Below are 20,527 nucleotides of genomic sequence, written 5' to 3'. Positions count from 1 at the left end.
GTGCCAAACTGGAAACCAAGCGAGGGAAGAAAACCCATGAAGGTTGTCATCATTGGCGGAGTCGCCGGAGGAGCATCGTGCGCGGCGCGGTTGCGCAGGCTGGATGAAGCGGCCGAGATCGTCCTGGTCGAACGTGGCCCCTACATGTCCTACGCCAATTGTGGCCTGCCCTATCACACCGGGGACGTGATCCCGAAGGAGGGCGACCTGCTGGTGGCCAGCGCGGAGCTGTTCCGAACCCAGTTCAATATCGACGCGCGGGTGAACTGCGAGGCGGTATCGGTCGACGCTGCGGCCAAGACCGTCGAGTTGCGCGATACCAGGAGCGGCGAGGTCTTGACCGAGACCTATGACAGGCTTGTTCTGTCGCCGGGCGCACGGTCGTTGCGCCCGCCGATCCCCGGCATCGACCTGCCCGGGATCTTCGAGATGCGGACGGTGCCCGACGCCCGGGCCGTTCGCGGCTGGATCGAGAAGGGCTCGCAATTCCTTGCGGGAATGCACAAGTACTCCGGCTTCCAGACCGCGCGCCCGAAAACCCGGGCCGTCGTCGTTGGCGGCGGGTTCATTGGCCTTGAGATGGCCGAGAACCTCGTGCACCGCGGCTTCGACGTGACGGTGGTCGAGATGGCCAACCAGATCCTGATGCCGATGGACCGCGAAATGGCGCAGATCGCCGAAGCCCACCTTGAACGTCACGGCGTGCGGCTGGCCCTTGGAGATGGCGTTGCAAGTTTTGCCAAAGCTGCCGCTGGCGGGCTCGAGGTGACGACGCTATCGGGCGCGGTGCACCCCGCCGACATCGTGATCCTGTCGCTCGGCGTGCGCCCGGATACGGCCCTGGCACAATCGGCCGGGGTCGAGATCGGTGAGCGGGGCGGCATCCGCACCGACGCCCACATGTGCACTTCCGATCCCGATATCTTCGCCGTAGGCGACGCCGTCGAGGTGCGCGATTTCGTGACCGACGAGTGGAGCCTTGTTGCGCTCGCCGGGCCGGCCAATCGTCAGGGGCGGATCGCGGCCGATGTAATCGCGGGACGGAACGCGACGTTCCGGGGCACGCAGGGCACCTCCGTGATCGGGCTTTTCGGCGGGACGGCCGCCTGGACCGGGGCGAGCGAGAAGACGCTGCAGCGCCGCGGCGATACGGATTACCGCAAGATCTACCTCTATCCGAACTCCCACGCGGGTTATTACCCCGGCGCCGCGCCAATCGCGATGAAGGTGCTGTTCCGTGCCTCGGACGGTCGTTTGCTCGGGGTCCAGGCACTTGGTCTCGACGGGGTCGACAAACGTATCAGCACTCTGGCCATGGCCTTGCAGCTGGGTGCGACGATCTACGATCTGGAAGAGGCCGAGCTTTGCTATGCGCCGCAATTCGGCAGCGCCAAAGACCCGGTCAATTTCGCCGGAATGGTTGCCGCCGGGGTTCTGGGGGGCGACATGCCGCTGCGGCACTGGGACGAGACGAAAAGCGCCTTCCTGCTCGATGTACGGGAAACGCCGGAACTGGCGGTCGAATGCGTCGATGGCGCCACGCACATTCCGGTCGGCCAGCTGCGCGACCGTCTGGGCGAGTTGCCGAAGGACCGCGAGATCATGGTGATCTGCCGCTCCGGTCAGCGCGCCTATTACGCCACGCGAATGCTGCGGCAGAAGGGTTTCGAGGCCAGCGTGGTCTCGGGCGGAATGCTGTCGCGGTTTCACCACGGTGTGCTGGAGTGACAAGAGACGGAGGAAGGCCTGCCGATGGCTCTGGAGGATGCCGCCGCGAGAGCAATCGAGAACCTCGCCGAACGGCCCGATGGCCCGCTTGCCTTTCGGCTGGCCGTCCAGCCGGCGATGGCCGCCCTGATGGCGGTGCGCGATGGTCTTCGGGATGCCCGCGGCGGCCGGCCTCCGTTCGGCCTGCAACTGGCCGGGTCAGCGGAGGACCGGCGCCAGGCGTGGCGCGAGGCGTTTCGCGCGCCGGCACGGGTGGTGATCTTCGCGTTGCTGCTCGATGTCGCCTACCAGCTCTGGTTCCTCCGCGCGCTCTATCCGGGGGAGGCTCTGCTGATCGCCATCGCGATCGGCTTTCTGCCCTACCTGCTTGTGCGCGGGCCGGTTGCCCGGATTGCGCGGCACTGGGTCGGGAAGACGGGCGATGCGCCCAAATAGACGGGCGGATCGCCCATGATTCATGGGGAGAAGACCATGCTTGAACACGGCCACACATATTTCAACAAGGCGGCTGATATGCTCGGCCTGTCCGACAAGATCCGAACCATCCTGCTCGCCCCGAAGCGGATCGTAAAGGTCAAGATCGTGATCGAAGGCGAGGACGGACGGCTGCAGAACTACGAAGGCTACCGAGTGCAGCACAACAATGCGCGCGGGCCGATGAAGGGCGGGCTGCGGTTCCACCCCTCGATGGACGAAGACCATGCCGCCGCGCTCGCCAACCTGATGACATGGAAGACGGCGGTCGTGGACATTCCGTTCGGCGGCGCCAAGGGCGGCATCAACTGCGATCCGATGAAAATGTCCCGCAAAGACCTGTTCCAGGTCACCACCCGTTTCGTGCAGGAGATGAAGGAGGTCATCGGCCCGACGACAGACATCCCGGCCCCCGACGTGAACACCAATGCCGAGGTGATGGGCTGGATCATGCACGAATACTCCCAATACGCCGGCTTCTCGCCCGGCGTGGTGACCGGCAAGCCGGTGGACCTGTTTGGTTCAGAAGGCCGGGCCGCAGCCACCGGGCGTGGGGTGATGGAAGTTCTGGCCGAGGCACTGACAGAGCAAGGCAAGGCGTATTCGGACGTGACGGTCGCCGTCCAGGGGTTCGGCAATGTCGGCAGCAATGCCGCGCGCCTGATCGCAGCCCGCGGCGCTAGGATCGTGGCGGTGGCCGATCATACCGGTGGTGTCTCCCGGCCGGAGGGGCTGGATGTCGAGGCGCTGGCAGCCTGGGTTGCCGAGCATCGCGGCGTTGCGGGCTTCCCCGGCGGCGACGCCTTCGAAAGCAGCAAGATCGTTTCCTGGGAGGTCAATATATTGGTGCCGGCGGCGCTGGAAGACGCGATCAACGCAGACAACGCTTCCGAGGTAAAGGCAACCATTGTCGTCGAGGGCGCCAATGCCCCAACCACGCCCGAAGCGGACGAGATCCTGAACGCGCGCGGCATCCTCGTCATACCGGACATCCTCGCCAATGCCGGCGGCGTGACCGTCAGCTATTTCGAGTGGACGCAGAACGTCCAGCAATTCCGGTGGGACGAGGCCCGGGTGAACGCGGAGCTCGACAAGCGGATGAGTGCCTCGTACCGCGCCGTGCGCGAGGTGGCGACAGAATACGGGACCGACCTGCGGACCGCCGCTTTCGTCCTCGCCATCCGCCGGGTTGGAAAAGCCGCGCTCGCGCGGGTTCATATCGGTGCCGACAACCCGTTCTGACGCTAAAACCGGAGACGAACACAATGATCACGATAGACACGGGAACCGACGGTGGGCCGATCGAGGTCCGCATGTCCGGCGAGATTGCCGGCGCGGACTATGAGGACACCTTGGTTCCGGCCATCGAAAGCGCCCTGCAAGACCATGACAGTATCCGGATGCTGGTCATCGCAGGAGACGATTTCAAAGGTTTCGATCTCGGCGCCGTCTGGGCCGACACCAAGCTTGGCCTGTCACACTGGAAAGGGTTTGACCGCATCGCAATGGTCACGGACACCGGCTGGCTGCGCACGTCGATCCGACTCGCGTCGCCATTGCTGCCATGTCCCGCGCAGGTCTTTCTGCTGGCGGACATCGAAGCGGCCCGTCGCTGGTTGCGCGAGTCGCTCGGAGCCATCCACATCATCGATCTGGGAGGCCCCTGCATTCAGGTGCGCCTGCTGGGGGACATCGACCCGGACGCCTACAAACAGGCCGAAGGCGACCTCGATGCGCGGATACGCGACCGCGATGGCTTTCGCCTGTTGCTCGACCTCACCGAGTTCACCGGCTGGCAAGGCGTTTCGGCGCTGGCGGCGCACTTCAGCCTCGCGCGCGAGCATGCCGCGCTACCGGATCGGGTGGCGGTCGTCGGAAACAAGAGGTGGCAACACATGGCGCAGCGGCTGATGGGACGGTTCCTGAATGCCGAGAACCGGTTCTTTGACGAAGCTGACGCCATCGCCGCCAGAGAGTGGCTCTCGTCGCCATGAACCACGCGGGATCCGATGGCGGCGCCCCCTCCGGGCACCGTCACTGCAGCACGAAGGAGGAATGATCATGAACCTGAAAACACTTGCAATGGCCGTGGGGTGCGTTGCGCTGGCTGGCCTTGCGCCGGCTTTGGCCGAAGCGCCGGACCGCGAACAGATGGAGAACCGGATCCGACAGACCGGCATCGCGATCGGCAACGCCTTTGTCTGCGCGGAAGCGGAGGACAAGGACGTGTTCCGCGAAGAGGCAACGCAGCTTTTTGATCTGATCCTGCAGGATGTCGGCTCGGATCTTGCTTTTGTCTATGCGGCCTCGGTCGGATACGGGTCCGGCCAACCGGTGGACAATCTGGACTGCACGGCCTTGCTCGAACAATGGCAGGGAATCCGGGAAGACTACAGGCTGCGGGTGGAAATGTAATGGCAGGGCTCAGAGCATTTACCGCAGTACTGGCACTTGCGGCGATCCCTTCGCAGGCCGCGGTGGCCCCGGACGACCACGCGGTCGGCGCAGCCCCCGCTTTCGGCGTTGTCGTCGATCTTGAAACCCTGGTAGGCGCTTTTCCCCGCGCAACTGCCTCGGGCACATCAGAAGAAGTGCGCCTTGCTCGTGGCGGTGAGCGTGGCGGCGGCCGTGCAGGTGGAGGAGCCCCCCGCGGCAGCGCAGCGCCATCCCGTCAACCCGGCGGCTATTCACAGGGACAGGAACGGGCCCAGAACCGGCCAGACCGCGACGTCGATATTGACGTTGATGTGGATGACGACCGCGATCACCTGATTGAGGACGACTTTGTCCGTGGGGCCGTTGTCGGGGCCGGAGTCGGAGCCGCCATCGCCAGCGATGATGACACTGTAGTCTACACCTGCCCGGACGAAGACGGCGACGGCTATTGCGACGAGAACGTCGCGAATTGAGGTCGCCACGACGCCGGGCCGGCACCACCGCTGACACCATGCGGGGGAGACCGCGCGTGGTGTGATTGCTCGCAGGAGGGAGGAAACTGACATGTCTGGAGTCACGGAATTTCTTGCCGGTTTCCCCGAACTGGCGGTCTTCGGGACCATTGCCGTGGGCTATCTTCTGGGAAGCATCCGGATTGGCGACTTCTCTCTCGGGCCGGTCGCCGGATCGCTCTTTGCCGGCCTCGTGATCGGTCAGCTGGCCGAGATCCCGGTCGCGGGAATGGCCAAGTCCTACCTGTTCCTGCTGTTCCTGTTCGGTATCGGGTATTCCGCCGGGCCGCAATTCCTGCAGGCCCTGCGTCGCACCGGTATTCAGCCGATCCTGCTGGCCACCGTCGTTGCCACGACTGGCCTGCTGGCCGCCTTTGCGATGGCCCGCCTGATGCAGCTCGATCCGGGGTTTTCGGGCGGGCTTTTTGCCGGCGCCGTCACCCAAAGCTCTGCCATCGGCTCGGCGAGCGAGGCGGTCACGCTGCTGGGGCTCGGCGCGGAGGAAACCGAGAAGCTCACCGCCCATGTCGCGGTCGGATATGCGATCTGCTACGTGGTGGGCTATACTGTCGCGATCTGGTTCTGCAGCTATCTCGGCCCGAAACTGCTGCGGATCAATCTGAAGGACGAGGCCGCAGCCCTTGCCGAAAGCCTCGGGATCGAGGACGAAAACCCCAACATCGTCTCGGGATACCGGCAGTTTCAGTTCCGCGCCTACCGGACCCCGCCGGAGTCGCGGATCATTGGCCGCCTGCTCGCCGAGGTCGAACGAGAGGTCGCCGACCGGCGTCTCTTCGTGCTGCGCCTGCGACGAGATGGCGAGATCCTGGAAGCCGCACCCGATCTGCGCTTCGAAGCCGGAGATGTCCTGGCGATCAGTGGGCGACAGGAAAATGTCATCGAGGTTCTGTCGAAGAGCGCCGAGGAAGTGGACGACGCCGCCCTTCTCGACATCCCCTACCGGCAGGCCCGGATCGTCGTGACCAACCGCGACGTGCTGGAGCGGGACCTGCGCGACCTCGGCGTCACAGACTGGGCGCGCGGGGTCTATCTGCGCACGATCCTGCGCGGCGAGAGCCGGATTCCGGTGGCTCCGGGCATCCGGCTGCAGGCGGGCGATGTCATCGACCTCATCGGCCCGGCCACCATGCTGGACCGCGCCTCGGCACATTTCGGGCGCGAATTGTCCCCGACGCCGGCCACGGATTTCGTCGTTCTGGGCTTGATGATCTTCTTTGGCGGATTGCTGGGCACGCTGCTGCGGTTTTCCATCCTTGGCGTGGAGGTCACGCTGGGAACAAGCGTCGGCGTGTTGCTGGCGGGGCTTCTCACCGGCTACCTGAGCAGTCGCTTCCCGTTCTTCGGGCGCATTCCCAATGGCGCGGTGACACTGATGACGACCTTCGGGCTGGCCTCCTTCATTGCCATGGTCGGCCTGCAGGCCGCCCCGCAACTCGCGCCAGCCATCGAAGAGGTCGGAGTGATGCTGCCGATTGGCGGTTTCATCGTGGCGATCCTGCCGCTGTTTGCCGGGCTTGCCTTCGGCCATTTCGTGTTGCGGATGAACCCTGTCCTGCTGCTGGGCGGGATCGCCGGCAGCCAGACCGCAACCGCAGCCATGGCCGCAGTCCAGACACGGGCAGACAGCCCCTTGCCGGTGCTTGGCTATGCGCCGACCTATCCGGTTGCCCAGGTTCTGGCGACGCTCTGGGGAAGCGTCATCGTCATCCTGATGGCGTGAGGTTTCCGGAGGCCTTCGCCAAACCGGAAGGATAGGAGACAGAGATGTGCCGATGGCTTGCCTATTCCGGATCGCCGCTCCTGCTGGAGCGGATGCTTCTCGAACCCGAGCATTCGCTGATCGATCAGAGCCTGAACGCCCGCCTCGGCGCGCATGCGACCAATGGCGACGGTTTCGGCGTCGGATGGTACGGAGAGGGCCAGATGCCGGCTCTTTACCGGACCACGCGCCCGGCCTGGAACGATCCGAACCTGGCAGAGCTTTCGCGGCAGATCCGGTCCGAAATGGTCTTCGCCCATGTCCGCGCATCCACAGGTACGGCCGTCCAGCAGACGAACTGCCACCCATTCCGGTACGGGAAATGGCTATGGATGCACAACGGGGCGATCTCCGACTTTCAGAAGGTGAAACGGGAATTGGTGCTCGCCGTCGCCCCGGACCTGTACCCCGAAATCGAGGGGTCTACCGATTCAGAACTGTTTTTCTACCTCGCCCTGACCTTCGGGCTGGAACGGAATCCACCCGCCGCCGTCGCCAGGGCGGTCGGCTTCATCGAGCAGGTCGGACAGGGTCACGCCATCGCGCATCCGCTGCAGATGACGGTCGCGGTTGGAGACGGCCGCGCGCTTTGGGCCTTCCGATACGCGAGTTCCGGTCGGTCGCGCACGCTGTTCTATTCATCCGATCCGGCGACGCTTCGCTGGAGATACCCGCAGAACCCGATATTCCGGGAAATCGACGACCGGACGAAGCTGGTCGTTTCCGAACCGCTCGGGTCGACAAGGGGCGTCTGGAACGAACTGCCGAATGCGCATAGCTGCACGGTGCGAAACGGCGGCATCGAGATTTCCGCCTTCAAGCCTGCCGCGTCTATCTGATCGCCGGAGACCGGAGACCCCGCACCGTGACAGAAGGAGAACGAAGATGGTGAAAGATGCACGGCGGAACACTGCATGGCGTCCGTCCGACGGCAACCTGCGCCCGGATCTTCTAGCCGGACTGACCGCCGCCGCTGTCGTGCTTCCGAAGGCGATGGCCTATGCGACGGTGGCGGGCCTGCCGGTGATCGTCGGTCTCTACACCGCCTTCGTTCCGATGATCATCTATGCCTTTCTTGGTTCCTCGCGGGTTCTCAGCGTCAGTTCCACATCGACGCTGGCCATCCTTGTCGCAACCCAGCTGGCGCTTGCGGTGCCGGATGGCGACCCGGGACTGCTGATCACCGCCACCGCGACGCTGACCTTCCTCACCGGTGCCCTGCTGATCGCGGCATCGCTGCTTCGGCTGGGGCATGTTGCGGATTTCATCTCGCTGCCGGTTCTGACAGGTTTCAAGGCGGGCATCGGGCTGGTCATCGTGTTTGATCAGGTGCCGAAGCTGTTCGGTTTCCACATCGAAAAAGAGGGCTTTTTTCGGGACGTCCTCAGCCTGTTCCGGCACCTGCCGGAGACATCGGCGCTGACGCTTGCGATCGGCGTGAGCACCCTGCTGCTGCTGGTCGGGATGGAACGCCTTCGGCCACATTCGCCAGCGCCGCTTCTGGTTGTCGGCGGCGGCATCGCGCTCTCCTTCCTGGTTGGGCTGGACGGCGCGGGGGTCGAGATCGTGGGCGAGATCCCGCGCGCGCTCCCGTCGCTGACCCTGCCAACGCCGGCTCTGGCATTTCAGATGGCACCCGCTGCCATCGGCATCGCGCTGATGAGTTTCACCGAGACCATCGCCGCGAGCAGGGCCTTTGCCACTCAGGACGATCCGCCCATCCGCCCGGACCGGGAACTCGTCGCCACCGGCGGCGCCAACCTTGCCGGTGCCTTTTTCGGTGCCATGCCGGCCGGCGGCGGCACGTCGCAAACGGCCGTTGTCCGCGCGGTCGGAGGTCGCAGCCAAGTCGCCTCGCTGGTCACCGCGGCCGCGGCAGCAGCGACCATGCTGGTGCTGGCGCCGCTGCTCGGGCTTCTTCCAATGGCGGTCCTCGCCGCCATCGTAATCGTCTACTCGGTCACGTTGATCCAGCCGGCCGAATTCGCGATGATCCGCGGGGTCCGGAAGATGGAGTTTCTCTGGGCCTTCGCCGCCTTTCTGGGCGTACTCGTTTTCGGAACGCTGCAGGGCATTCTCGTTGCCATCGTTCTGTCGCTCATCGGCCTGTCGGCGCAGGCCGCGCATCCGCGACTGGACGTCATCGGGCGCAAACGCGGCACCGACATCCTGCGACCGGTGTCACCCGATCATCCCCAGGACGAGACATTCGACGGGATCCTGATCCTCCGGCCCGAGGGGCGGCTGTTCTTTGCCAACGCCCAGGGGACGGGAGACCGCATCCGCGCGCTGATCGCAGAGCATGACCCGCGCGTGGTACTGCTTGATTTCAGCCGGGTCTTCGACATTGAGTACACCGCGCTGAGGATGCTGACCGACGGGGAGAAGCGCATCGCGCGATCGGGCCTGTCCCTGTGGATCGCCGGTCTGAACCCGTCCGTTGCGGCCTCGATGCAAGCGTCCGGCTTCACCGAAGCGCTTGGCCCGGAGCGGATCTTTGTCAATGCCCGGTTGGGCCTGCAGCACTACCTCGACACCATAGGCACGCCACCACGCGAATGAGGGCCGTTTCCAGTACCAACTCCGCGGATGTGCGGGCCTAGAGCATGTCGCGTTTTATTGAATTCACCCGTCGACCCGAACGCATTCGCTCACGCGAACACTGCCTCGGGTTGACGGTCGAATATGTGAATCCGATTGATCGCGACACGCTCTCAAACGAGGCGGTCGGCCGTAAGGAGGACATCTGTTGCTCGCCTCCCAGCGTTCAATTGGCGCTTCCGGCCCAGAAGAGAGTTTAACGGGATCGGATCACGCTTCAACGCGGATTTCGCAATTCTGCCAATCGTGCGTGCCACGGCATTTTCGCGAGCCGAGTGACGGCAGCGCGGTCAGTCCGCCCTTCGTGGATCTGTCGGCGATTGCCGGAGACAGCACATTGAGCCGATGATCCGAACGTTACGCCGCCATTTCTGGGATTTCCGGTACTCCAGACAAACGGCGGCGTGTTTCTGGACAATCGCGCGGGGCTGCTCCTGTCGGAACTGCCTTGATATTCGCGACCATTCAGTCAAATCAGCGGGCTATTCGCTTGCCGAATTCCCATGCAGCATGGCTTCGAGCTTCTTGATGTCCTCCGGTGAGAGCTTGGGTCGGTCGATTGTCAGAGTGAGTTTGTCGAGCCGGCCGTTGAACCGGAACGGAACCTCGTAGTCCCGGTCGTCCACCGGCGTGCCGGTGTCGGCACCGATGTCGAAGTTCTCGTCCCATTGCAGCGTCATGGGAATTGTCTTCTCCATCTTCTGTGTAGAGACGACCTTGCCGTCGACCTTGAGAACGCCGGTGCCGCTCTGACCAAGGCCGCTGGGGGAGCCATAGGCCAAAGTGGTTGCACCAAGACCATCGTATCTGAAGTCGAACTCAAGCGTGTGTTTGCCCGGGGAAAGCACCTCGTCGCCTTGCCATTTCTGCCGCTTGAGATCGACGAGGTTCCAGGTGAAGATCGGCTTGCCCTTGAGCACATAGAAGCCGTAGCCCGCGAAGCGCCCCCCCTGCGTCACGATCATTCCGTCGGCACCTGCTTTCGGGACGTCGATCTCTGCCTTGAAATTGTAGGAGGTCGCAAGCACGCTCGGTGCATCGCCATTGGGTGTGCCCGTCAGCTCGCCGGAATAGGTGAACACGCTGCGGCCGGCCGCAAGTGTCAACGGCGGTTGGCACCTACCTTTTTGGCGCGACGCTTATGTACAAGGTCAACGCCAGCACCTCGGCCCGCATGAGGGGGCGGCTCGTCCAGAACGGCACAACCGAGATCCGCGGGTCATTCGGTGAGATCTCCGGCGCGCATGTGTCGGAGGCGACGGCACTCTGGCTGCAGACGATGGTGCCGCTGACGGCGGGCGATACCGTCGAGCTGCAGGGGTATTTCCGCGCGCAGGATGGGTATTTTGCGGCGGACATAACGTCCTTTTGGGGGGAGAAGGTGGGATAAAAATATGACCCATAGAGATGTGGAAACGCATTCTATGTCGAAGTGGCCCAGCGTATTGGGCGAGGCCCGTGGCCGCGTTCCGTACCCCGGTGTTTCGATGTCGTGTCCACCAAAATCGACCGTCGCTCATGTGATCTACCCTAAAGCGGCGACAGATTTCGTCGGAATGTGCTATGACGAGCGAGCCAGAACTACACCTTTCTTCAGGATAAGGTTGCCATAGATCCTCCGTTCGCCGGTCTGAATGACCGCCGACGCCAACCTGGAGCGATCATAGAAGGCAAACCGATCGATCCGGGCGATCCTAGCCGCAGCATCTGCGGTATCATTGATTACCTTCTGGTAGTCGTGGAGAACCTCTGGAATGAACTCTGGATCGTCTGCGTATTCCATGGAGAGCGCGGGGTCGTCGACAAAGCTGTCGAGCGGCATTACGGACAAGACCGCTTCCACGACCTCCGGTCCGGACACACCGTCGAGGCGCACCACACGTTTTCCGCAAGAGTGTGCCGGGTAGTTGGAATCCACGATGACGATTTCATCGCCATGACCCATAGACGCAAGTACATGTAGCAGGTCGGGTGACAAGATTGGGTTGAGACCGATCAGCATAGGAGCCTCTCTTTGATTTTGGTTCGTGCGGCGGGTTTCAGCTTTCGAGCCGGTTCGAGAGCGTGATCGCTCCGAGTATGAAAAACCCGCTGATAGCGTCCTGGATATGCGGAGAGATCAGCAGGATGTTCATGAGATTGCTGAGGCTGGACAGGAACAGCACGCCAACAACGGCCCCGACAATCGACCCCTTCCCGCCGGAAAGGCTGACACCGCCAACCACGACCGCGGCAATCGTCCCAAGCAGAAGGTCGCCGCCGGAACTCGGCGCCACGAACCCGGTGCGGGACAGGAACAGGCCCCCTGCGATCCCTGCGACTAGTCCGCAGATCGTAAAGGCGAGGATCTGGTAGCGGACGACCGGGATACCCGAAAGCTGCGAGGCGTGCGGATTGCCGCCAAGTGCGTAGATGGACACGCCGAAGCGAGTTGATTTCAGCACCCACCAGCACAATACAGCAAGCCCGAGGAAGGCATAGACCGGGGCGACGATGCCGAAGATCCGGGTTTCGCCAAAGACTTCGTAGAAGTCCGGCGGGTAGTAAATCGGCGAGCCGCCGGTCACCATCAGCGCCACGCCCGCTAGCATGAGCCCCATCGCCAGAGTGACAATGAACGAAGGAATGCCGAAGCGGATCGAAATGACACCGTTCAGGAAGCCGAGCAGCGCCGCTACGACGAGCGCCATCACCAACGCCCAGAACGGGCCGACATAGGGCACGATGTCGTTGAGCAACATCATCTGCTGTCGCTCGGACCCGGCAGCCCCCATAAGGATGGCTGACAGAACCATGATCCCGACAATCGACAGGTCGATGCCGCCGGTCAGCATCACGAAGGTGATGCCTATGACCAGAACCCCGACGATCGAGGACTGGAACAGGATGACCGACAGGTTGTCCGGCTGGATGAACTTGCCACCAGAGAGAAGCGTTGCGAGCAGCACGAACCCCAGAAGGAGAGCGGGCAGACCGAATTTCCGGAGCATGGGACGAGGGTTCATGATGCTGGGGGTCACGGTGGCGTCCGTCATTCTGTTTCTCCGATTTCGGCGCGATTGACGCGCCGCTCACTCTGCCTGACCCGGAAGATCCCGACGCCGACAACGGCGAGGATGATGATCGCGCGAACAATGTCCTGATAATACGGGTTCAGGCCGACCTGGTTCATCAAGTTGGCGATAGTCTGGTAGATCAGCACGCCGGCCATGGCCTTGGGCAGCTGGCCCTCGCCACCGAAGAGAGCCGTCCCGCCCAGAACGACTGCCGCAATGCTGGCCAGTTCCCAGCCATTGCCGACATGGGGCACGCCCGATTGCGTCCGGATGACTAGGACAATCCCCGCCAGCGCGCTCAGCCCACCGGCCGCCACGTAGACGAGAAACTTGGTCCGCTGGACAGGCACACCGGCGAGTGCGGCTGTCTGTTCCCGCCCACCAATGGCTAGGCAGTGCAGCCCGAACCGGGAGCGGTAAAGGAACACGGAAAGCAGAGCCGCGATGACCAACCAGATCACCATCGGCACAGAGATGATGCCCCAGCTTTTCGACATGGCAACCACGAGCGGGCTGTCGACGAGCAGGCTCTTTTCGGAAACGGTGAAGGCAAAGCCACGCGCAATGCCAAGCATTGCCAGTGTTGCGATCAGCGGCTGCACCCGCCCCAATGTCACGAATGCACCCGTGATCGCACCGCAGCCCAGCCCCGACAGGACAGCCAGTACGGCCGCGGGGGCGAGCCCGATGGGGGCGAATTGCGCGAACACGACCGACGACAACGCCATGACGGCCGCCACCGAAAGGTCAAACCCGGCAATCAGGATCACCATGAACTGCGCCGCCGCCAGAATGCCCAGAACGGCCGACTGGCTGAGCAGGTTCTTCAGGTTCAGCGTGGTCAGGAATTCCGGGCTGATCAGTCCGCCGATCACGATCAGGACGATCAGGGCGAGGTAGGCGTCGTTCTGCCCCACGAATGTGCGCCAGTTGAAGCCATGCCCTGTCATCGCCGGAGAAGGGTTCATACTCATGCCGCAATGCCTCCGTTTCCGGCTGACACGCGGGAAAACGCGTGTTCCATGATGTTGATCTGTGTGGCCTCGTCCCTGTCGAGTATCGCAACCATCTGTCCGGCGGACATGACAGCGATGCGATCGCTCAGGCCGAGCACCTCGGGCAGTTCGGACGAGACCAGGATGACGGAGACGCCCGTCGCGGTCAGTTCCTCGATCAGCCCGTAGATTTCGCGCTTTGCGTTGACGTCGATTCCACGGGTCGGCTCATCCAGCAGCAGCACACGGGCGCCCGCCGCGATCCACTTTCCAATGACGATCTTTTGCTGGTTGCCACCGGACAGCAGGCCAACCCGCTGGTCCTGGCTGGGCGTGCGCAGGCGCATCCGCTCTGAGATCTGGCTGGACATCGCTTTCAGCTTCGACCAGCGTAGCCCACTCGGGCCGACAAAGCGATCGAGTTGCGGATAGGCCATGTTTTCGGCCACCGAGCGGTCAAGCACCAACCCGTCCGCGCGCCGTTCCTCGGGCACGAGCCCCATGCCATGGGCAATCGCCTCGCGCGGGGATTTCGGATGGATCTCGGCGCCATCCATGCGCACCGTGCCGGCGCTGCGGCGCGTGGCTCCGAACAGGCAGGACAACAGATCGGACCGGCCTGCGCCAACGAGCCCGGACAGACCAAGCACCTCGCCTTCGCGCAGATCGAACGAAACGTCCGAGAACAGCCCCTTGGAAGAAAGCCCTTCCACTGAAAGGACAACCTTGTCTCCGGTGTGGGACTTCTTGCTGACCTTCCCATCGAGATTGCGGCCGACCATGTCGGCGATCAACTGCGCTTCAGTGGTCTCGGATATCTTTCGCTCGGCGGCAAAGGCGCCATCTCGCAGGATCACGGCGCGGTCGCCGATTTCGAGGATTTCCTCCAACCGGTGCGAGATATAGATGATTGCGATGCCGTCTTTGCGGAACGTGCGGACCAGTTCGAACAGGTGCTCGATTTCCCGCTGGGTCAGGGCAGCGGTCGGCTCGTCCATCACTAGGATACGCAGGTCGCGCGACAGGGCCTTGAGAATCTGGACCAGTTGCTGCTGCGCCGGTCCGAGCTTGCGCACAGGCAGGTCTGGCGGAAAGCGCAGATCGAAGCGCTGCATCAACTCGACCGCCCGCGCCTCAAGATCCCGGCGATTGACCATGCCACCGCTCGACGGCTCGTGGCCAAGAAAGATGTTCTCGGCAACGCTCATCGCCGGAACGAGGCTGCTTTCCTGGTAGATCATTCCGATGCCGAGCGCGTGCCCATCGGTGGCGCTCAAGGCTGTGTACGCTGTGCCGTCGATGACGATCTCGCCGCTGTCGGGCATTTCGGCCCCTGTCAGGCAGCGCATTAGGGTGGATTTCCCGGCGCCATTCTCGCCGAGCAGACATAAAACTTCACCGGGGCGCACAGCGAGCGACACGTTGTCGAGCGCTTTCACCCCCGGATAGGTCTTGCATATATTTCTGAGGGTCGCGACGGCGTCCGGCATGGTGCCTCCCGGATCCAGGTATGTTCGAAGGGTGTCGGGCCGCACATATTGGCGGCCCGACGGGTGGTGCTAGCGCTCGGTCAACAGCAGCCGACGCCGAGGGCTTTTAGTTCTTCGATGCGCTCTTCGACGCGCTTCATCTGTGCATCGGTGTCGTTGTCGAAGCTTTCTTTGTCGACATACTGAACCGGCGCGACATCGTTTCCGGCTTTCGCGGCTTCCCAGACTTCCAGAGCCTTGCCACCGAAGAACGGCGGGGTCTGCACGGTGAATGTCATGTCACCATCAAGAACCGCCTGAAGGCCTTCGACCGTGCCATCCTTGCCCCAGAGCCAACCGCGCAACTCGTCGCGGCCTTGGGAGGAAATGGCGCTCAGTCCGCCCATCATCATGTCATCATTGTCAAAGATGATGCCGTCGACGTCACCCTTGCTGAAGGCCTGCAGCAGGTCTTCGGTGCAGCTCCGGCCAGTTTCGCGGGCATAGCGACCGTCACAGGTGCCGACGATCTCGATGTTTTCGTACTGATCGAAAACCTGGTCGAGGCCCGTCTGCTCGTCAATCACCGGCGATGCGCCCGTGTTGCCGGTAACGTGCAACAGCTTGCCCTTTGGTTCGCCGTACTTCTCGGTGAGTTGCTCGACGGCGTCTTCGGCGACGCGCACGCCGGTATCGACGAAGTCAATCGTGACCAGCGAGATCCACTTGCCGGTGCCCGGTTCGCCGGGAAGGGCGCGGTCGACAACGATCAGGTCAGTGTCGGCTTCCTCGGCCAGGCGCGGCACGGGGGCGAGCGGTTCAAATTCGATCGGTGCCACGACCAGAAGGTCAGGCTTGCGTGACAGAAGGTCTTCGATATCGGCAAGCTGCTTGGCCGGGTCTGCATTCGCATTGGCCCAGACGAAATCGTAGCCGGCTTCCTTGAAGGCCTGCTCCATTTCCTTGGTGTTCATCACGCGCCATTCATTGGCCATATCGGCCTGCGAGAAGGCGACGAGGCCTTTGCCCTCTGCGAAGGCGGCGGTGCCGCTTGTCAGTGCCAGTGCCGACACGGCTGCTGCGATTGAAAGTCCGATTTTGCTCATGATGTTTCCTCCCAGAGCTGTTTGAGACGTCTTTTCAAAGATCAGGTCATGATCATTCCGGCGGTGATGTTGAGTGCCTGCCCGGTCATCGCGGATGACGTGGCCTCGTCGAGCAGGAAGGCGACGACAGAGGTCACCTCCGAAGTCTGGATGAAGCGTTTCATCGGCGACCCGGACACCCAGTCGGCGCGCATCTCTTCAAAGCTGCGGCCCTCGGCCTTGGCGTGGTTTGCGACAAGCTGCTCGATACGTTCGCCCTCGACCGGGCCTGGGCAGATCGCGTTCACACGCACGCCGCTTTCGGCCAGTTCCAGCGCGAGGGTCTGGGTCAGGCCAAGTAAGCCCCATTTCGAGCAGACGTAATCGGCCCGGTAGGGCAGGCCGCGTCGCGCGACATTGCTGGCGACATTGACGACATTGCCGCCGGCTTGCTTCAACGCAGGAATGAACTCCCGCGTGACGAGCATCGTGCCGGTCAGGTTCGTGGAAATCGTCTTGTTCCACGCCGCCAGCGGCATGTCCTCGACCAGCTGGCATTCGCCATTGCTGCCGGCGTTGTTCACAAGACCATCGACGGTTCCGAGCGCGGCGGCGGCATCGGATGCGAAGGACCTGACGGCGTTCTCGTCGGTCACGTCAAGCTTCAACGCGTGGCATTTCCCACCCGCTTCGGCAATCCGGGCCACGGTCTTTTTGAGCGGTGAAAAATCCCCGAGCGCCACTTCCGCGCCGCGCCCCACGAGGTCGAGCGCGATCTCGGCACCGATGCCCATTGCGGCTCCGGTGATGACGATTTTCTTTCCTTCAAAGCTCATTTTGACACCTTCTTCGCGAACTTGTTCAGAACGTCTTCGTCGACCGTGACGCCGAGGCCCGGGCCTGTCGGCACGGCCAGGCGGCCGTCTTTCAGGGAGAAGTTGCTTTCCAGCAGGTCGTCCCGAAGCGGGTTGTGCTTGCGGTCGTATTCAACGACCGGTTCGTTCTGGAGTGCCACGGGATTGGCAGTATGTGGCAGCGGTGGGATGGTCGCGATGGCCTGCAAGGCGGCCGCAACAGCGACACCGGACCCCCAGACATGCGGGATGACCCGAACGCCGAATGTCGAGGCTAGTGCCTGGATTTTCAGATATTCGGAGAAACCGCCGCAGCAGCAGACATCGGGCTGCGCAATGTCGATACATTCGCCTACGAACAGATCACGGAAGCCGAACCTCGTGAATTCCGCTTCGCCACCAGCTATCGGAACGTCGGTCGCGTCGCGCACGCGGCGGTAACCGGCCCGATCTTCAGGCACCACCGGCTCCTCGAAGAACCGGACGTCGAAACGCTCCAGTTCCCGCGCCATTCGGATCGCGGTCGCGGCATTGTAGGCATGGTTCGCATCGACAAGGATCTTCTTGTCCGGTCCGATTGCATTGCGCACGACCGCCAGCCGCTCCGCATCTTGTTCGACGCTCAGCAGGCCGATTTTAACCTTGAGAGCCGAGAACCCGGCAGAGGCATAGGTGGAAGCCTCTGCTTCCAACGCTTCAAGCAGGGCGTCGTAGTTCTTGAAGCTTTCCGGATAGTAGCATCCGGTGGCATAGGCCGTGACCTCGGATCGGAAGGCACCTCCAAGCAGTTCGCTAACCGGAACGCCCAACACTTGCCCCCAGAGGTCCCAAAGCGCGATGTCGATGGCCGACAGCGCTTCGACATAGGTGCCCTTCTGGCCGAAGTCCCGGCTGAAGGCGTAAAGTTCCTCGCTGGTCTTGATGGGCGAGGACACGGGCTTGCCGAGAATCTTGGGGGCCAGCACATGGTCGATGCAGGCCGCGACCGGCTCTGCTGGTCCGTATTGCCCACCTTCGCCCCAACCAACGAGACCACCCTCGGCAGTGATCCGCACCAGCAGCGAGTTCCGGATCGGAAAGGCTGCTTGCGACGAATAGAAAGTCTGGTCGGCGAGCGGCAGCTGCAAGATGAACGTGTCGACCCGTTCGATCTTGAGGGATGTGTGGGATGCCGCTTGTGTCAGCACATTCATTGTTCTCCGCCTTTCTGTTCGAGCCGGATCAGGTGGTCCTGTATCCGCTGGGATGTCGTGCTGAGGTGGCTTTCCATTGCAGCTTCGGCTTCCGGGCCGTTGCGCTGGACGAGCGCCTCGCAAATTCGAATGTGTTCGGGCAACGTCGTCTCGAACGGCTCTTTCAGGTATTGGATGGTCGTCGACTGCGCCCAGCGGATCATGTCCTGAAGATTGTGCATCTGACGGATCAGACGCGAATTGCCGCAATGTTTAATGCACACACTGTGAACTAGGTTGTCGACTTCGCTGAGCCGCGCATTGCGCTCGTCGCCGTTAGGAAGCCGCCCAAGCTCACAATAGGCCGCAAGGGTGCTGGCGGCCTCGGCTTCGGGAATCCGCGTGACTGACAGGCGCACGGCCATGCATTCCAGCGCGATTCGCAGCTCGAAGATCTCCTTCAGGTCGATCCGGGTCATCTGGGCGACGAAGACGCCGCGGCGGGGCGAGACCTCGAGAAACCCTTCCTGATCCAGCATCCGCATGGCATCGCGGACCGGCATCGGGCTGATGGCGTGATCCTTAGCCAGCGCCTTGGGGTCAATCCGCTCACCCGGCTCGATTTCACCGGAAATGATCTGGTCGCGGAGAAACTGCTGAACCTGCTCTGCCAGGGATTGTTGATTGAACATTTCTTACCCCTCGAACCGGTGCTCAGGCAGGCCACCAACCGGCAGGTCTATCGACAGAATTGCGCCCGCGAGCGGCTCTTTCGCGCGTTGCTCTTTTGTGAGCCCGAACTGGGCGGTCGTGATGAACAGTGTCTTGAAATCTGCCCCACCAAACACGCAGCATGTCGGATTGGTGACCGGCATTTCCACTTGCTGATCTAGAGAGCCATCCGGAGTGTAGCGGAGGAGGCGGCGCCCGCCCCAGACAGCCACCCAGATCGCACCCGTCTCGTCAACCGCGGCTCCGTCGTACAGGCCGCTGCCCGCTGCAAGTTCGGCGATCAATCGAGGCGCACCGACCGGACCTGTGCCGACCACGTACTCATAGGCAACAAGAGTTCGCGTCGCCATGTTTGTGAAATACATGGTGCCGCCATCAGGGCTGAAGCAAAGTGCATTGGCGCAATAGACGTCGCTGATAACTGTCGTCACTGCACCTGAACCGTCCAGCCGATAGACAGAAGAGATGGGTTTCTGTGGATCGGCTTCGTCCATACCGCCACAAATGAACGAACCGTCGGGAGCGATACGCCCATCATTCAGTCGGGTCGTTGGTAGATCGGGTTCGATTTCGGCGATGAGGTCGACATTCCCGGTTTCTGCAGAACGCAGGTAGAACCCATCCTCAAGGCCGAGGACTTCACCAGAATTGCGCCTGAGGCCGAACGCACCGATCCGCTTTGGAAGCGGCACCGTGTCGATCTGCCCGGCGTCGCCGGCTGAACGGCAGAGCAGGCCCCTGTGGAGATCAATCCAGGATAGGGTTTCCGTGGTTTCATCCCAGATCGGGCATTCGCCCAGATCTGTGTCGGCATCGATGTGGATATCTGGCGAGCGAATCTGCATGACTATCTGATATATCAGCTATCAGATTTCTGTCAATAAGTGCTCGAAGGATCGTTGCCACATAGGTCCTTGGAGCGCGGGCGATCCAGTTAGACCAGACGTACGGGAGATCAAAATCAGGCGAGATTGACAGAGGAAGTGGACCGACTTCTACTCGTCATGACGAGGGCAAAACGTTCGCATGCATTCGCCTCGGCAATCCTACCAAGCCAAAGATATGATTAAAAAATTCCATGTTTCGGCGATAGCAACACTGGAAACTTCCGTGCCCAGTTCAGGGCGTGCCCAAATGCCAAGTGGGAAAGTAGGCATACTCAATGTGTCGCCCGGCTTGAGTTCCAGGACAGATAGAGAGTAGTCGAAACGCAGAAGCACTGAATGACCTCAACAAGGCAGAATGAGCGACCGGAAGTTTATTCGCCGGAGCTATCGCTTCCCTGAGTTCCATCTAGTGGACTCGTCAAACGTTGATGTGGCGTTGATGTAAAACGCGACATCAAAAACTTGATCGGCCGAGGCCGACTTCAAGTCTTTGATATCGTGTAGGATTTCTGGTTGCGGGGGTAGGATTTGAACCTACGACCTTCAGGTTATGAGCCGATAATCCAGCGATTCCAATAAGCGAGCATATTCAGCCGCTTACGTGATAAGCCTTTGATTTCTCGAATTTCCTATCTCGGTGCTGGGCGACGTTGGAGTAGCCCCCTGAGAGTGGTCCACCAACTGGGATAGATTGTCCTGCAAATTGGAGGATCAGCGATGGCTGGGAAACGAGAGAAGCCCGAAGA

20 protein-coding genes are annotated in these 20,527 nt (G+C 62.2%); 10 read left to right on the top strand and 10 right to left on the bottom strand.

What is annotated here, in order from left to right; genetic code table 11:
* Positions 1–36 precede the first annotated feature (36 nt).
* From CLV78_RS22735 to CLV78_RS22695, 9 genes are all read left to right on the top strand, one after another.
* Complete coding sequence (locus CLV78_RS22735) at positions 37–1,728, top strand: FAD-dependent oxidoreductase (protein ID WP_106208333.1); 1,692 nt, start codon at positions 37–39, stop codon at positions 1,726–1,728.
* A 24-nt stretch (positions 1,729–1,752) separates the two neighbouring features.
* On the top strand, positions 1,753–2,163 hold the full coding sequence (locus CLV78_RS22730; RefSeq protein WP_106208331.1) for a hypothetical protein: 411 nt from the start codon (positions 1,753–1,755) through the stop codon (positions 2,161–2,163).
* Between the two features lie 36 nt (positions 2,164–2,199).
* Positions 2,200–3,444, top strand: coding sequence for a Glu/Leu/Phe/Val family dehydrogenase (locus CLV78_RS22725; protein WP_106208329.1), 1,245 nt, complete (start codon positions 2,200–2,202; stop codon positions 3,442–3,444).
* Positions 3,445–3,467: 23 nt separating this feature from the next.
* On the top strand, positions 3,468–4,196 hold the full coding sequence (locus CLV78_RS22720) for a SpoIIAA family protein (protein WP_106208328.1): 729 nt from the start codon (positions 3,468–3,470) through the stop codon (positions 4,194–4,196).
* 67 nt (positions 4,197–4,263) lie between these two features.
* Complete coding sequence (locus CLV78_RS22715; protein ID WP_146136770.1) at positions 4,264–4,617, top strand: hypothetical protein; 354 nt, start codon at positions 4,264–4,266, stop codon at positions 4,615–4,617.
* Positions 4,617–5,111 carry a hypothetical protein gene (locus tag CLV78_RS22710; protein ID WP_106208324.1) on the top strand — a complete coding sequence of 165 codons (495 nt, stop codon included), beginning with the start codon at positions 4,617–4,619 and terminating at the stop codon, positions 5,109–5,111. The genes CLV78_RS22715 and CLV78_RS22710 overlap by 1 nt, the downstream gene beginning before the upstream one ends.
* A gap of 91 nt (positions 5,112–5,202) precedes the next feature.
* The gene (locus CLV78_RS22705) at positions 5,203–6,891 is read left to right on the top strand and encodes an aspartate-alanine antiporter-like transporter (protein WP_106208322.1); all 1,689 of its coding nucleotides are present in this window, start codon (positions 5,203–5,205) and stop codon (positions 6,889–6,891) included.
* Positions 6,892–6,935: 44 nt separating this feature from the next.
* Positions 6,936–7,769: a class II glutamine amidotransferase gene (locus tag CLV78_RS22700; RefSeq protein ID WP_106208320.1), complete on the top strand. Its 834-nt coding sequence runs from the start codon at positions 6,936–6,938 to the stop codon at positions 7,767–7,769.
* 46 nt (positions 7,770–7,815) lie between these two features.
* Positions 7,816–9,492, top strand: a complete 1,677-nt coding sequence (locus CLV78_RS22695; RefSeq protein WP_106208318.1) for a SulP family inorganic anion transporter — start codon at positions 7,816–7,818, stop codon at positions 9,490–9,492.
* A gap of 521 nt (positions 9,493–10,013) precedes the next feature.
* Here the strand turns inward: CLV78_RS22695 and CLV78_RS22690 are convergent.
* Positions 10,014–10,637, bottom strand: a complete 624-nt coding sequence (locus CLV78_RS22690) for a hypothetical protein (protein WP_211301061.1) — start codon at positions 10,635–10,637, stop codon at positions 10,014–10,016.
* Between CLV78_RS22690 and CLV78_RS22685 the strand changes: the two genes are divergently transcribed.
* Positions 10,631–10,921 (top strand): hypothetical protein, encoded by a 291-nt coding sequence (locus CLV78_RS22685; protein WP_106208356.1) that lies wholly within the window; start codon positions 10,631–10,633, stop codon positions 10,919–10,921. The genes CLV78_RS22690 and CLV78_RS22685 overlap by 7 nt on opposite strands.
* A gap of 171 nt (positions 10,922–11,092) precedes the next feature.
* On the opposite strand, the gene CLV78_RS22680 is transcribed toward CLV78_RS22685, so the two are convergent.
* The 9 genes from CLV78_RS22680 to CLV78_RS22640 all read right to left on the bottom strand — a co-directional run bounded on the left by CLV78_RS22680 (position 11,093) and on the right by CLV78_RS22640 (position 19,739).
* Positions 11,093–11,533 carry an RbsD/FucU family protein gene (locus tag CLV78_RS22680; protein ID WP_106208316.1) on the bottom strand — a complete coding sequence of 147 codons (441 nt, stop codon included), beginning with the start codon at positions 11,531–11,533 and terminating at the stop codon, positions 11,093–11,095.
* Between the two features lie 37 nt (positions 11,534–11,570).
* Entirely contained in the window at positions 11,571–12,566 is a 996-nt protein-coding gene (locus tag CLV78_RS22675; protein ID WP_106208314.1) for an ABC transporter permease, read from the bottom strand.
* Positions 12,563–13,561, bottom strand: coding sequence for an ABC transporter permease (locus tag CLV78_RS22670; RefSeq protein ID WP_106208312.1), 999 nt, complete (start codon positions 13,559–13,561; stop codon positions 12,563–12,565). The genes CLV78_RS22675 and CLV78_RS22670 overlap by 4 nt, the downstream gene beginning before the upstream one ends.
* Positions 13,558–15,072 carry a sugar ABC transporter ATP-binding protein gene (locus CLV78_RS22665; RefSeq protein ID WP_106208310.1) on the bottom strand — a complete coding sequence of 505 codons (1,515 nt, stop codon included), beginning with the start codon at positions 15,070–15,072 and terminating at the stop codon, positions 13,558–13,560. Before CLV78_RS22665 ends, CLV78_RS22670 begins: the two co-directional genes overlap by 4 nt.
* Positions 15,073–15,152: 80 nt before the next feature.
* Positions 15,153–16,157: a substrate-binding domain-containing protein gene (locus CLV78_RS22660; protein ID WP_106208309.1), complete on the bottom strand. Its 1,005-nt coding sequence runs from the start codon at positions 16,155–16,157 to the stop codon at positions 15,153–15,155.
* Positions 16,158–16,198: 41 nt separating this feature from the next.
* A complete protein-coding gene (locus CLV78_RS22655) occupies positions 16,199–16,972 on the bottom strand; it encodes an SDR family NAD(P)-dependent oxidoreductase (protein ID WP_106208307.1) in 774 nt (257 codons plus the stop codon).
* Positions 16,969–18,183, bottom strand: coding sequence for a mandelate racemase/muconate lactonizing enzyme family protein (locus CLV78_RS22650; protein ID WP_106208306.1), 1,215 nt, complete (start codon positions 18,181–18,183; stop codon positions 16,969–16,971). Before CLV78_RS22650 ends, CLV78_RS22655 begins: the two co-directional genes overlap by 4 nt.
* The gene (locus CLV78_RS22645) at positions 18,180–18,854 is read right to left on the bottom strand and encodes a GntR family transcriptional regulator (RefSeq protein WP_106208304.1); all 675 of its coding nucleotides are present in this window, start codon (positions 18,852–18,854) and stop codon (positions 18,180–18,182) included. The genes CLV78_RS22650 and CLV78_RS22645 overlap by 4 nt, the downstream gene beginning before the upstream one ends.
* A 3-nt stretch (positions 18,855–18,857) precedes the next feature.
* A complete protein-coding gene (locus CLV78_RS22640) occupies positions 18,858–19,739 on the bottom strand; it encodes an SMP-30/gluconolactonase/LRE family protein (protein WP_106208302.1) in 882 nt (293 codons plus the stop codon).
* Positions 19,740–20,527: the final 788 nt, after the last annotated feature.

The organism is Aliiruegeria haliotis, assembly GCF_003003255.1.
Taxonomy (GTDB): Bacteria; Pseudomonadota; Alphaproteobacteria; order Rhodobacterales; family Rhodobacteraceae; genus Tropicimonas; species Tropicimonas haliotis.
This window is presented reverse-complemented; position numbering and strand designations above follow the sequence as displayed.

Excerpts from the sequence above, each read along its gene's own strand:
- CLV78_RS22700 (WP_106208320.1), top strand. The coding sequence starts at position 6,936 with ATGTGCCGATGGCTTGCCTATTCCGGATCGCCGCTCCTGCTGGAGCGG.
- CLV78_RS22655 (WP_106208307.1), bottom strand. The coding sequence starts at position 16,972 with ATGAGCTTTGAAGGAAAGAAAATCGTCATCACCGGAGCCGCAATGGGC.
- CLV78_RS22710 (WP_106208324.1), top strand. The coding sequence starts at position 4,617 with ATGGCAGGGCTCAGAGCATTTACCGCAGTACTGGCACTTGCGGCGATC.
- CLV78_RS22725 (WP_106208329.1), top strand. The coding sequence starts at position 2,200 with ATGCTTGAACACGGCCACACATATTTCAACAAGGCGGCTGATATGCTC.
- CLV78_RS22695 (WP_106208318.1), top strand. The coding sequence starts at position 7,816 with ATGGTGAAAGATGCACGGCGGAACACTGCATGGCGTCCGTCCGACGGC.
- CLV78_RS22730 (WP_106208331.1), top strand. The coding sequence starts at position 1,753 with ATGGCTCTGGAGGATGCCGCCGCGAGAGCAATCGAGAACCTCGCCGAA.
- CLV78_RS22715 (WP_146136770.1), top strand. The coding sequence starts at position 4,264 with ATGAACCTGAAAACACTTGCAATGGCCGTGGGGTGCGTTGCGCTGGCT.
- CLV78_RS22650 (WP_106208306.1), bottom strand. The coding sequence starts at position 18,183 with ATGAATGTGCTGACACAAGCGGCATCCCACACATCCCTCAAGATCGAA.
- CLV78_RS22720 (WP_106208328.1), top strand. The coding sequence starts at position 3,468 with ATGATCACGATAGACACGGGAACCGACGGTGGGCCGATCGAGGTCCGC.
- CLV78_RS22670 (WP_106208312.1), bottom strand. The coding sequence starts at position 13,561 with ATGAGTATGAACCCTTCTCCGGCGATGACAGGGCATGGCTTCAACTGG.
- CLV78_RS22665 (WP_106208310.1), bottom strand. The coding sequence starts at position 15,072 with ATGCCGGACGCCGTCGCGACCCTCAGAAATATATGCAAGACCTATCCG.
- CLV78_RS22705 (WP_106208322.1), top strand. The coding sequence starts at position 5,203 with ATGTCTGGAGTCACGGAATTTCTTGCCGGTTTCCCCGAACTGGCGGTC.
- CLV78_RS22680 (WP_106208316.1), bottom strand. The coding sequence starts at position 11,533 with ATGCTGATCGGTCTCAACCCAATCTTGTCACCCGACCTGCTACATGTA.
- CLV78_RS22735 (WP_106208333.1), top strand. The coding sequence starts at position 37 with ATGAAGGTTGTCATCATTGGCGGAGTCGCCGGAGGAGCATCGTGCGCG.
- CLV78_RS22675 (WP_106208314.1), bottom strand. The coding sequence starts at position 12,566 with ATGACGGACGCCACCGTGACCCCCAGCATCATGAACCCTCGTCCCATG.
- CLV78_RS22640 (WP_106208302.1), bottom strand. The coding sequence starts at position 19,739 with ATGCAGATTCGCTCGCCAGATATCCACATCGATGCCGACACAGATCTG.
- CLV78_RS22645 (WP_106208304.1), bottom strand. The coding sequence starts at position 18,854 with ATGTTCAATCAACAATCCCTGGCAGAGCAGGTTCAGCAGTTTCTCCGC.
- CLV78_RS22660 (WP_106208309.1), bottom strand. The coding sequence starts at position 16,157 with ATGAGCAAAATCGGACTTTCAATCGCAGCAGCCGTGTCGGCACTGGCA.